This window comes from Rhodoferax sp., from assembly GCF_034520025.1.
GTDB lineage: Bacteria > Pseudomonadota > Gammaproteobacteria > Burkholderiales > Burkholderiaceae_C > Allorhodoferax.
In genome coordinates, this window is record NZ_JAXHNZ010000001.1 from 1,194,879 (window position 1) to 1,206,988 (window position 12,110).

Annotated in this window: 12 protein-coding genes; 9 read left to right on the plus strand and 3 right to left on the minus strand. The window is 60.3% G+C overall.

All coding sequences use genetic code 11. The annotated features are described in order from the left end of the window. Window positions 1-66: 66 nt before the first annotated feature. Window positions 67-522 (minus strand): fasciclin domain-containing protein, encoded by a 456-nt coding sequence (locus U5L73_RS05720; RefSeq protein ID WP_322561441.1) that lies wholly within the window; start codon window positions 520-522, stop codon window positions 67-69. A 181-nt stretch (window positions 523-703) separates the two neighbouring features. Further along, window positions 704-1,720: a pirin family protein gene (locus U5L73_RS05725; protein WP_322561442.1), complete on the minus strand. Its 1,017-nt coding sequence runs from the start codon at window positions 1,718-1,720 to the stop codon at window positions 704-706. Window positions 1,721-1,776: 56 nt separating this feature from the next. Between U5L73_RS05725 and U5L73_RS05730 the strand changes: the two genes are divergently transcribed. The 9 genes from U5L73_RS05730 to U5L73_RS05770 all read left to right on the plus strand — a co-directional run bounded on the left by U5L73_RS05730 (window position 1,777) and on the right by U5L73_RS05770 (window position 10,289). Then, the gene (locus tag U5L73_RS05730; RefSeq protein ID WP_322561443.1) at window positions 1,777-2,946 is read left to right on the plus strand and encodes a sialidase family protein; all 1,170 of its coding nucleotides are present in this window, start codon (window positions 1,777-1,779) and stop codon (window positions 2,944-2,946) included. Beyond that, window positions 2,943-3,581, plus strand: a complete 639-nt coding sequence (locus U5L73_RS05735; RefSeq protein ID WP_322561444.1) for a hypothetical protein — start codon at window positions 2,943-2,945, stop codon at window positions 3,579-3,581. Before U5L73_RS05730 ends, U5L73_RS05735 begins: the two co-directional genes overlap by 4 nt. A 155-nt stretch (window positions 3,582-3,736) precedes the next feature. After that, complete coding sequence (locus U5L73_RS05740) at window positions 3,737-5,083, plus strand: dicarboxylate/amino acid:cation symporter (RefSeq protein ID WP_322561445.1); 1,347 nt, start codon at window positions 3,737-3,739, stop codon at window positions 5,081-5,083. Window positions 5,084-5,203: 120 nt separating this feature from the next. Beyond that, entirely contained in the window at window positions 5,204-5,905 is a 702-nt protein-coding gene (locus tag U5L73_RS05745) for a TetR/AcrR family transcriptional regulator (protein ID WP_322561446.1), read from the plus strand. Window positions 5,906-6,021: 116 nt separating this feature from the next. After that, window positions 6,022-6,540, plus strand: coding sequence for a TRAP transporter small permease (locus tag U5L73_RS05750; protein ID WP_322561447.1), 519 nt, complete (start codon window positions 6,022-6,024; stop codon window positions 6,538-6,540). Window positions 6,541-6,558: 18 nt separating this feature from the next. Then, window positions 6,559-7,836: a TRAP transporter large permease subunit gene (locus tag U5L73_RS05755; protein ID WP_322561448.1), complete on the plus strand. Its 1,278-nt coding sequence runs from the start codon at window positions 6,559-6,561 to the stop codon at window positions 7,834-7,836. A gap of 99 nt (window positions 7,837-7,935) precedes the next feature. After that, window positions 7,936-8,940, plus strand: coding sequence for a DctP family TRAP transporter solute-binding subunit (locus U5L73_RS05760; protein WP_322561449.1), 1,005 nt, complete (start codon window positions 7,936-7,938; stop codon window positions 8,938-8,940). 66 nt (window positions 8,941-9,006) lie between these two features. Then, complete coding sequence (aroQ, locus tag U5L73_RS05765; protein ID WP_322561450.1) at window positions 9,007-9,453, plus strand: type II 3-dehydroquinate dehydratase; 447 nt, start codon at window positions 9,007-9,009, stop codon at window positions 9,451-9,453. Further along, window positions 9,453-10,289, plus strand: a complete 837-nt coding sequence (locus U5L73_RS05770; RefSeq protein ID WP_322561933.1) for a shikimate dehydrogenase — start codon at window positions 9,453-9,455, stop codon at window positions 10,287-10,289. The genes aroQ and U5L73_RS05770 overlap by 1 nt, the downstream gene beginning before the upstream one ends. Window positions 10,290-10,328: 39 nt before the next feature. Here U5L73_RS05770 and U5L73_RS05775 read toward each other — a convergent pair whose 3' ends face one another. Further along, complete coding sequence (locus U5L73_RS05775; protein WP_322561451.1) at window positions 10,329-11,981, minus strand: hypothetical protein; 1,653 nt, start codon at window positions 11,979-11,981, stop codon at window positions 10,329-10,331. Between the last annotated feature and the right edge of the window lie 129 nt (window positions 11,982-12,110).

The following is a 12,110-nucleotide window of genomic DNA, read 5'->3' on the forward strand; positions in this document are numbered from 1 at the left end:
GCCCGCATGAAAAAAGCCCCGGCAGCCGAAACTGCCGGGGCTTTTCTACGAGTGCCTGTGAAGGGCTTACTTGGGCATGATCACGGAATCGATCACGTGGATCACGCCGTTGTCGGCCACGATGTCGGTTTTGATCACGTTGGCGGCATCTACCTTCACACCACCCATGGTGCTGACGGTCATGTCGCTGCCTTGCACGGTCTTGACCTTGCCGGCTTTCACATCTGCAGCCATCACTTTGCCGGGGACCACGTGGTAGGTCAGCACGGCGGTGAGCTTGGCTTTGTCTTTGAGCAGGGCTTCCAGGTCAGCCTTGGGGACCTTGGCGAATGCTTCGTCAGTCGGTGCGAAAACGGTGAACGGGCCCTTGCCTTTGAGTGTGTCCACAAGGCCGGCAGCGCCGAGCGCGGTAGCCAGGGTCTTGAAATTGCCCGCGCCGACGGCGGTGTCCACGATGTCTTTGGCTTGTGCAGAAACGGCGACACTCAGTGCCAGGACAGAAGCAATTAACAGTTTTTTCATCGGAATCTCCAAAGGGTTGAATTCGGTAGGTCACACCGGAAAATACCGGCGCAAACGAAATGTATCCGAATTGGTAACCCTTTGGGTTTTGCGGTAATTAAATGAACTAATCGGTAACTTTTTTGATTCCGTTGGTTTTTCAATCGACCGTGACCGGCCGCGCCTTTCAGGTCAGCCGCGTCTAGCGCTCTTCGAGCTTGCCGTCCGCGTGCTCGGCGAAGCGGCCTTTGTCGCGCGGGTGCACGGGGTCATTGGCGCTCCAGGGCCAGCCGCCGAATTCGGTACGACGGTAGTCGGCGAAGGCCTGGTGGATTTCAGCCTGGGTGTTCATCACAAACGGACCGTATTGGGCCACGGGCTCACCGATGGGGCGGGCTTGCAGCACCAACAGCTCACTCTCGGCATCGCCATTCACCAAGGTGCAGTCGTGGTCAGCTTGTACCACCACCACCGACTTCACCGGCACGTTTTCGCTTGCTACTTGCAAGGCACCCCCTTTGAAGAAATACAGCACCCGCCGGGTGTCCGCGCTCTCGGCAGCTGGCAGCGTCCACTGCGCGCCGGGACTGAGTTGGATGGTGTAAATGCCGAGGTCGCTGCCTGGCTCGCTGGCCCATGAGTCCGGGGGCGGTGGCAAGCCCTGTTTGTCACCCAGCTTGCCGGCAATACAAACGACTTCTGTTGTTTTGCCTTGCGCGTCGGTGGCGGTGATGCGGGGAATGTCTTCGTGCCAGAACATGGTGAAGTGCGGCTCGGCCATTTTGTTTTTGGCCGGCAGGTTCACCCAGATCTGGAACAGCTCGGTGGGGTTTGGCCCGTCGGTGTGCAGCAGTGGAAACATCTCGCAGTGCACGATGCCTTTGCCGGCGGTAAGCCACTGCACATCACCCCCGCCGAAGCGGGCAGTGGCGCCCAGTGAGTCGGAGTGATCGATCCGGCCGTTGCGCACGATGGTGACGGTCTCAAACCCCCGGTGCGGATGCGAGGGAAAGCCCGGCACGGTATCGCCGTGGTACATGCTCCAGCCGTCTTTTCCGGCAAAGTCCTGGCCGATGTTGCGGCCGGCCAGCAGGGCCGGGTCCGGCGCCATCTGCGCGTTGCCCGCGGGGTAGGCGTCGTTGTGGTGCACACAAAACAAAAACGGGTCCACGGTTTGCCAGGGGAAACCGAGGGGGGCAATGGAGAGCAGTGTTTTCATGGGCCCCATTGTCTTAGCTGTTTCAAGGCCTTGCTGGCGGCCACTAAGATCGCCCCATGTTGTTTTCTTCGTTATGGTCCCGGTGGGCGCTTGTGCTCATGGGCGCTGCCGCAGTGCTGGCGCTGGATGATGTCGCCCGCCCGGCAGGGCCGCAGCCCGCCCAAGCCGTGGTGCCCGCAGTTTCGGTGCAGGGCAAGCCGGTGCTGGCCGCCAGCCTCCAGCGGGTTGCCATGGGCGACGTTCCCATGCCGCCCGGTACCGCAGCCGCCCATGCGAGCAGCTTGTTGCCGATGCCGGCCAGCAGCCCTGCGGCATTGAGTTTGTTTTGGTTCTCGGGCGAGCGCGAAAGCGGCCCGCTGGTGCAAATTGCGGCCACCCAATGGGACCGGGCGTCTGGCCGTTGGTTGGAGCCGCGCTTTGTAGTGAACCGCCACACCATGGGTGATCTGCTGGGCCACGGCATCCGCCGCTTGGGCAATCCGGTGGCGTGGGCCGATGCGAATGGCCGCATCCATTTGTTTGTGGTGGCGACCGGTTGGGGGGGCTGGGCGGCCAGCCGGGTGCTGCACTTGCGGCAGAGCGGCGCCTCTACCGCCTTGCAGGATTTGGCGTTTGAACCGGTGCGGGTGCTGCCCTTGTCGTGGCTGTGGAACACCAGTTTTCTGGTGCGCAACGCGGTAGTGCCGTTGCAGGATGGTGGCACCGTGCTGCCGGTGCATTTTGAGTTGGGTTTGAAGTACCCCGCCGCGGTGCGCCTTGACGAAACCGGTGAGTTTGCGGGCTTAGTTCGCATGTCGCGTTTGGCCTACAAGCTGCAACCCAGTGTGGTGGTGCGCAGCCCCACCGATTGGGTCGCCCTGATGCGCGATGAACGGCACAACGGCAAGATCACTGCGGTGCGCACGACCGATGGCGGTGCCCACTGGCAAGATCTGCCCGACTTGCCACTGGGCAACCCGGATTCTGCGGTGGCCACCTTCGGTTTCGGGCCAGACCAGATGCTGATGGCCCACAACCCAACGCCTGAAGGCCGGACCCGCCTCGACTTGAGCCGCAGCCGGGACGGGCTGGAGTGGACCTTGCAGCAAACCCTGCGCACCGGGGGCGGCGATGCCGAGTTTTCTTACCCCGCGATGGCTTGGGCGGACGATGCGCTGTGGTTGGCCTACACGGTAGACCGGGCCACCTTGTCCTGGCAGCGCTTTACCCCCGGAGGTGCACCATGAGTGCGCCCGCTTTGCCCGCCTTGGCGGTGATGCAGTGCTGGCTGCATATCGGCTGGGCCTTGGTGCTGGCTGGTGGCGCTGCGGGTTTGTTGGCCCGCCTGCCGGTGCCCCGGTGGGTTCGCTTGAGCGTGCCTGCGGCATTGGGTTTGTGGGCCTCGTGGCCCGGCGAGCTGTCGGCCGCCTATGGGCTGGGGCTGGCGTTTCAGGCCCCTAGTGGCGTGCTGGCTTTGCTGAGCGCGTGGTGGGGTTGGACCTCACTGCGCAAGGTGCCGCCAGCAGGTGTTACTGCCCATGGCGCACGCGCTTTCCGTGGGGAAACCGCGCTGATGCTGGCCGGCATTGTGGGGGGCTGGGTCTTGTTGCTGGATACGTTTGCGCAGCTACCTTGGTCGGTGTATCCGCTGGGGTTCGGGCCGGCGGCACTGGCGGTGGTGCTGGCCATGGCTTTGGCCCCCTTGTTGCAAGCGGGTGCGATGCGCCGCGGTACTGCTTGGGTGGTTCCGGCAGCGCTGCTGTTGTTTGCGGTGTTTCGCCTCCCTAGCGGCAATCTGTGGGACGCGGTACTCGACCCCTGGCTCTGGCTTGTTTTGCACATCGTGGCATTGCGTGGGTGGGTGCGCCGCAAGGGCGCGTAAGACCTTAGGAATATAAGGGTTAACCCTACTGTTGAACGCCACAGTAGGCGTTGCGGGGTGTGCGCCGTATCGTTGCGCCCTTTCGTAAATCATGGCGCGCACCGCGTGCCCATTGATTTGCGCTTTGCTTTTTTACGCACATTCCACACTCCACCATGTCTTTATCCACCGGGCGTACTCCGCTCTACAAGTCTCTTTACGTCCAGGTTTTAGCCGCCGTGATCTTCGGGGTGTTGCTCGGGCATTTCTTCCCGCAAACCGGCGCAGAGATGAAGCCCTTGGGCGACGCGTTCATTAAGTTGATCAAGATGATCATCGCCCCGATCATTTTCTGTACCGTGGTGGTCGGCATTGCTGGCATGGAGGACATGAAAAAGGTCGGCAAGACCGGCGGTTTGGCACTGCTGTACTTTGAGATCGTGTCCACACTGGCCTTGGTCATCGGTTTGGTGGTGGTGAACTTGTTGCAGCCGGGTGCCGGCATGCATGTGGACGCTGCTGCCTTGGACACCAAGAGCATTGCGGCCTACACAGCGCCCGGCAAGATGCAGGGCACGGTTGACTTTCTGCTCAATGTGATCCCCAGCTCGGTGATTGATGCATTCGCCAAGGGCGAGATCCTGCAGGTGTTGTTGTTCTCGGTGTTGTTCGGCTTTGCGCTGCACAAGTTCGGCGGACGCGGCACCATGGTGTTTGACATGATCGAAAAGACATCGCATGTGCTGTTCGACATCGTGGGCATCATCATGAAGGTCGCTCCCATCGGCGCATTCGGCGCGATGGCCTTCACCATCGGCAAATACGGTGTGGATTCGCTGTTCTCGCTGGGCAAGCTGATGGGCGCGTTTTACGTGACTTGCTTGATTTTTGTGTTCGGTGTGCTGGGCTTGATCAGCCGATTGCATGGCTTCAGTGTCGTGAAGTTTGTGCGCTACATCAAAGAAGAGTTGCTGATCGTGTTGGGCACTTCGTCCTCGGAGTCGGTGCTGCCCCGCATGATGGAAAAGCTGGAGAACCTCGGCGCCCGCAAGTCGGTGGTTGGCTTGGTTATTCCCACCGGCTACTCGTTCAATCTGGACGGCACGTCGATCTACCTGACCATGGCGGCCGTGTTTATCGCTCAGGCGACCGACACCCCCATGGACCTGACTCAGCAGCTCACTTTGCTGGCAGTGTTGTTGCTCACTTCCAAGGGTGCCGCTGGTATCACCGGTAGCGGCTTCATCGTCTTGGCGGCCACCTTGTCCGCTGTGGGCCATGTGCCGGTAGCCGGCTTGGCGCTGATTCTGGGCATTGACCGCTTCATGTCGGAAGCCCGTGCCCTGACCAATCTGGTGGGCAATGGTGTGGCGACTCTGGTGGTGGCCAAGTGGACCGGTGACCTGGACATGCAGCGCCTGACCGAAGGCCTGAACAACCCCACGACCATCGAAGCCCAAGAGCCTGAAGTGCTGTTGGACCAGCAAGTGGCCACCATGGCGGTGACGGCTGACGCGCGCTAAGAGCTGCGCTGCACCACAAAAGAGGGCCTACGGGCCCTTTTGTCTTGGGACTGCGTCGCGTGGCGATGCCAAGGTAGGCGTTGCTGAGGGTGACACCGTCTGCCCTCCTATACTGGTCGAATGAACGAGTTAGTACATTCCAATAAAGAGACAGACAAACCCACCCGGCGCAAAGCGGCCGAGGCAGGTGGCGCCAAGGCTGCGCCCACGCGCACCAACGACCCTGCACGCACCATGGCCGGCATCCTGGAAGTGGCGACCAAAGAGTTTGCCGACAAGGGCTTGAGCGGTGCCCGCATTGACGCGATTGCCGAGGCGACCCAAACCAGCAAGCGGATGATTTACTACTACTACGGCAGCAAAGAGGGCCTGTACCTCGCGGTGCTGGAGGAGTCGTACCGCCGCATGCGGCAGATCGAAGGCGACTTGCACTTGGACGATCTGGAGCCCGAAGCAGCCTTGCGCCGGCTGGTGGAGTTCACCTTCGACCGGCATGCGGACAACGAAGATTTCATCCGCCTGGTGATGAACGAAAACATTCAGCAGGGCACTTTTCTGGCCCAGAGCACGTCCATTCAGCAGCTCAACGTGCCGGCCATCGAGGCGATACGCAGGCTTTACCAACGGGGCGTGGAGCAGGGCGTGTTCCGCGAGGGGCTGGACCCGGTGGATATTCATGCTTCCATCTCGGCACTCACGTTTTTCAATGTGTCCAACCGACATACCTTCGGGCTGATCTTCAAGGACAAGGCGCGCTCTGCCCAGTCGGCAGACCGGCGTGCCAGCATCACCGACATGGTGGTGCGCTTCGTGCGCAAGTAATTCTTTTCCGGCATAACAGCTTTCCCGGTTATGCCCGGGTGCTTTAGGGAAAACCCGCAATATTAAAAACTAACTAGTTCGTACATTACTGGAAGTGAGACTTTCCGGAGATCTGTGTGCTCAAAAAATTTATCGATGGCTATTGCCGCTTGCTGGGCTATGTCATCGCCGTTGCGTTGGCTCTGATGGTGGTGCTGGTGTTCGGCAACGTGTTTATGCGCTATGCCTTCAACTCGGGGTTGACCGTGTCGGAAGAATTGTCCCGCTGGTTGTTTGTGTGGGTCACCTTCCTGGGAGCCGTGATCGCTTTGCGCGATAACGCCCATTTGGGCACCGACATGCTGGTCGGCAAGCTCGGACCCAAGGGCAAGCGTTTTGCGATGGGCGTGTCGTTACTCTTGATGATCTGGTGCCTGTGGCTGATCTTCAAAGGGACCTATGACCAATTCCTGGTCAACAAGGACTCCGACAGCCCGGTGATGGAGGTCTCCATGGGGTGGTTTTACGCGGGCGGCATGGTTTTCTCGGCACTGAGTTTTCCGATCCTGGCGCTGGATTTGTTCCGTCTCGTGACCGGCCAAATTGCCGACAAGGACCTGATGCTTATTCAGGAATCCGAAGAAGCCCCCCACTAAGCCCCGGAGCCCATTGCCATGACGATCATTATTTTTCTGGGTTCTCTGCTGGCAGCCATGGCCATTGGCGTGCCGATCGCTTTTTCTCTGCTCTTGTGCGGCGCTGCCCTGATGTGGCACCTCAATATGTTTGATGCGCAGATCCTCGCGCAAAACCTGCTCGAAGGCTCCAACAGCTTCCCGCTGCTGGCAGTGCCTTTCTTCATGCTGGCCGGTGAAATCATGAACGCAGGCGGTCTGTCCCGCCGTATCGTGAACTTCGCCATGGCCCTGGTGGGCCATGTGAAGGGCGGCCTCGGTTACGTGACCATTGTGGCGGCCATCATCATGGCCTCGCTCTCCGGCTCGGCGGTGGCAGATGCAGCAGCGCTCACCGCCTTGTTGTTGCCCATGATGGTGGCGGCCGGCCATGACAAAGGTCGCTCCGCAGGCCTGATTGCATCGGCCGGCATCATTGCGCCGGTCATCCCACCGAGCATCGGCTTTGTGATCTTCGGTGTGGCCGCCAATGTGTCCATATCCAAGCTGTTCATGGCAGGTGTGTTCCCCGGCTTGATGCTGGCACTCTCGTTGGTGGTGACATGGTGGTGGCTGGCCCGCAAAGAGCACATCACCCCACCACCCCGCAAGACCATGGCCGAAGTGCTGGATGCCATGCGCCTGGCCACATGGGCGCTGGTCTTGCCCTTCATCATCGTGTTCGGGCTCAAGTTCGGCGTATTCACGCCCACCGAGGCTGCAGTGGTGGCGGCGGTGTACTCCTTGTTCATCTCGACGGTGATTTACCGTGAACTGACCTTCGCCAAGTTGGTTCCGCTGTTTATCTCTGCTGCCAAAACCAGTGCGGTGGTGATGTTCTTGGTCGCTGCAGCCATGGTCTCGGCCTGGTTGATTACCGTGGCGAACCTGCCGGCCCAGGTGGTGGAGTTGCTTCGGCCGCTACTGGACAGCCCGCGCCTCCTGATGTTCGCGATCATGGTGCTCGTCATTGTGGTGGGTACTGCCCTGGACATGACGCCCACCATTCTGCTGCTAACTCCGGTTTTGATGCCGGTCATCAAGGCAGCAGGCATTGACCCGGTGTACTTCGGTGTGCTGTTCATCATCAACAACGCCATCGGGCTGATTACACCGCCGGTAGGCACGGTGCTCAATGCCGTGGCCGGTGTGGGCAAGGTCCGTATGGATGAGGTTACCAAAGGCGTGGTGCCTTTCATGATTGCCCAGTTCGCCATCATGTTTTTGATGGTGCTGTTCCCGCAGCTGGTGATGGTGCCGGCCCGCTGGTTCTATTGAACGTATTCCAAGCCTGTGCGTGTTGGGTACGCCGCGCACAGGATTCCTATTCAACGCGTACGCCTGTTTCAAATCTACCAACTGTCCAGGAGACAACTCATGAAGCGACTGTTCATCAAATCCGTCTTGGCAACCGTGGCACTGGCCGCTTGTGGCCTGGCATCGGCGCAAGACATCAAAGAGCGCACCATCAAGTTCGGCTTGAACAGCCCCGAAGGTCACCCCGCCGTGGCCGGCATGCGCAAGTTCGCATCCGCCGTGGAAGCCAAATCCGGCGGCAAGATGAAAGTGCAGTTGTTCCTGAACGGCGCACTCGGCAGCGACCAGGCGACCCTGTCTGCTCTGAAGGGCGGCACCGTCGAAATGGCGGTCATGAACTCCGGCATTCTGGCCAGTGAAGTGAAAGCTCTCGAAGTGTTCGACTTCCCCTTCATGTTCGCCAACGAAAAAGAAGCCGACGCTATTGTGGACGGCCCCATCGGCCAGAAGATGCACGCCGCCTTGGCGGATCGTGGCATCGTCGGCCTGTCTTACTGGGAGCTGGGTTTCCGCAACATCACCACGGGCAAAAAGGTCATTACCAAGGTGGACGACATCGCCGGCCTGAAGCTGCGCGTGATCCCCAACGCCATCAACGTGGATTGGGTGAAAGCACTGGGCGCCAACCCTACACCGCTGCCATTCCCCGAGGTATACGCTGCGCTGGAGCAGGGCGCGATTGACGGCCAGGAAAACCCGATCGCCGTGATCGCCGCCAACAAGTTTTGGGAGGTGCAGAAGAACGTGGCCCTGACCAACCACCAGTACAACCCCCAGTCCGTGATCTTCAGCAAAAAGGTGTGGGACACCATGTCTGCTGCTGAAAAGAAAATCATCGACGAGTCCGCCGATGAAGCGGTGAAAGCCCAGCGCGAAGCCAACCGCGCCGCTTTGAACAACAACCTCGAGTTGCTCAAGAAAAACGGCATGAACGTGACGACTCTGCCCGCCGCAGAAATCGCCAAGCTGCGTGAGAAGATGAAGCCCGTGATCGACAAGCACAGCGCTGCCCTAGGCACCGTCGTGGCTGAAGTGCAGGCCGAGTTGGCCAAGATGCGCAAGTAATCACGCCGAGTGGAGCGGCCTGCGAGGGCTGCTCCACGTTTGTTTCCATCTTCTTCAAAGGTTCGTATGAAAGTCCTGATGCTCCACGGCATTAACCACAACATGTTCGGCAAGCGCGACCCGGTGCAGTACGGCACCATCACGCTCGATGAAATCAACGCTGACCTGACGGCTTTGGGCCGCGAACTGGGCGTGGACGTGGAGACCTTTCAGACCAACCATGAAGGCGCCATGTGCGAGCGTATTCACCAGGGTTTCATTGACGGTGTGGACGCCGTCCTCATCAACGCCGGCGCCTGGACCCATTACAGCTACGGCATCCGCGACGCGCTGGCCATCCTGACCTGCCCCATCGTTGAGTTGCATATGTCCAATATTCACGCCCGTGAGGAGTTCCGGCACAAATCGGTGTTTGCGGAAATCGTCAAGGGCCAGATCGCAGGCTTCGGCGCGGACAGCTACCTGCTGGCCCTGCGCGCCGGGGTGTCTGCGGCGAAAGCTGCGAAAAAATGATCATCAACGGCAATACAGAGCTCATTGTTCATCTCGGTTACCCGACCCACGCCTTCAAGGCGCCCATGATCTACAACCCCTGGTTTGAAAAAGCCGGGGTCAATGCGGTGGTGGTGCCCATGGGTTCCAAGCCCGAAGACTTTCCCGGCTTTTTGCGCAGTGTGTTCAAGCTCTCCAACATCCGGGGTGCGTTGATCACCATGCCGCACAAGGTGGTCACCACCACGCTGGTGGACGAACTGTCGCCCACAGCCCAGATTGCCGGAGCCTGTAACGCCGTACGCCTGGGCCCCCAAGGCCAGTTGCAAGGCGATATGTTCGATGGCACCGGCTTCGTGCGCGGGGTGCTGCGCAAAGGTCTGGTGCTCAAGGGCGCACGCGCTTTGGTGGTGGGAAGCGGTGGCGTGGGCTGTGCGATTGCCGCATCGCTGGCGGCGGAAGGCTTGTCGGCGTTAGCGCTGTTCGATGTGAATGCAGAGGCCACTGAGGGGTTGGCGGCACGTTTGCGCCAGCACTACCCGCACATCGACGTCACTACGGGTTCCACCGACCCAACTGGTTTTGACCTGGTCGTGAATGCCACGCCCTTGGGCATGAACGAGGGCGACCCCATGCCTCTGGATGTGTCACGCCTGTCGGCCAGCACCTTTGTGGGTGAAGTGGTCATGAAAACCGAGACCACCGCATTTCTGGCAGCAGCCATTGCACAAGGTTGCAAGGTGCAGGTGGGTTCAGACATGCTGTTTGAGCAGATTCCGGCGTACCTCGAGTTCTTCGGTCTGCCCAGCACCAGTGCCGACGAGCTGCGCTCGCTGGCTACCTTGCACTACCAGTAGGCCTGCAAGCAGGCCTTTGAATCGCTGACTCGCAGGCGTCTATCGGGCGGCTGTGAGCAGCCACTCGCGGCGGAACAGCCAGTCTTGCACCTGCCAGAGGTTGTTAAGCGTGACTTCGCCGTCCTTGTGGCGGCTCTTCACGTGCCAGCGCTGCGCTAGCAGGGTGCACTGGGGCAGGCAGGACGGAGGTTCGTTCAAGTCCTCTTGCAGCCAGACCACGGCATCATATTCATTCAGCAAGTGTGCCAGGCGTTCCTTCGCCTGCATCTCGGGATAGAGCGCACCGGTGTTCCGGCCTTCGGCGTCATAGGGCGTGATGCGGGCGCCATGCAGTTGGAAGTGGTAGCGCTCGTACTGCCCGGTAAAGCCATTGGGCACGGCGACCCTCTGGCCTTTCATTTGCGCCTCTATGGCCGGGCTGTAGCCCGCTTCGTCTTTGGAGATCGGTTGCACCATGAGGGTGAAGCAGCCGTACACCGCCAGTACGGCCACCAAGCTGGCATTGCTTGCCCATGATTTTCGATAAAAACCGGCGATGGCGCCCGCCAAACCTGCGCAAGTAGCTATCAAAGTCATAGCAACTTCGGTGGTCGACGCCATCTGTAAGGTACCCATGACCCAACTGATGCGCCCCAGCATGACCAACGCAGGCAGGGTGATGAGAAGCGTCAGCCAGAACCAGAGACGCGGCAGCCGGTACCACACCAGCGCCATGGCAATCGCCACCGCAGGCATGGCCGGAATCACATAGCGCTCTGAGCGTTGGTTGGGGATGGTGAACACGACTAGCCACACCACCACCCAGGCGAACAAGATCCAAAGTGCCGGACTCAGGTTCGAGATGCGACGTAGTTGGCCGGTGTGGCGCAAAGCAAGCAGGCAAAAGCCTAGCACCGGCAGTGCCAGCAGGCCGCCATTGGCCGGGTAGGCCAGCAGCTGTGTCCACATCGGGTAGGGGCCCGACAGGGCGGCCTGCCAGTAGCCCATGCTGCTGGACATCTTGCCCGCGTTCTCGGCCACTACAAATTCTTGCCAGACGCTGGCCGGGTCCGGGTCCAGCACGAACCACAGCGCAAAAATGCCAAGGCCAATGAGACTGCTCCAGCCCGTGCCGATGGTTGTGCGAATGGCTGTGCGCCAGCTCCAGGGCGTGCTCAGCAGCACCGCGCACCACAAGGCGGCAGCAGCGGGCGCGACCAAGGCAAAAGACTTGTAAGCCGCGCCCAAGCCCATCGCGATGCCAAACAAGGTGTAGGCGAGCGGGCCGGGCGTGGCGTCTGCAGGGTGGGCCATGGCAGAAGTGCTCCCACGCAAGCGCAGCCAGAGCATCCACCACATGGGCAAGGCCAGCCAAAAGGTCTCGGGTGCGGAAGTGAGGTACACCCGCCCGTAGCGGAAGGTAGAGAAAAACAGCAGATACAAGGCAGCCGCCACGCAGGCAGTGCGCAGCCGATTCGAGGCTTCACTCATCCGGTAGGCAAAAAACGCCAGCAGGCCGGTGGTGGCAAAGGTGTAGGCAATGCTGGGCAGGCGTAATGCAAACAAGCTCCAAGTCTCGCCCCAGCCGCCGGCCACCATGGCTTGCCAGATCAGCAGGGGCGGCTTGGTGTTGCGGGTTCCCACCAGCTCGGACTGCAGTGGCAGCCAGTGGCCGCTTTCGGCGGTCATGCGGGCGATATGGATGTAGACCATTTCATCACCGTTGGTGGGTGCATAGCTACCACCCAATCCCAAGAGGTAAAGCGCGCTTGCTATAAAAACAAGAGCTATCCACGCATAATTGGCGAGGGAAAATGGCTTATTTGGCATAAGAGCGGCAAG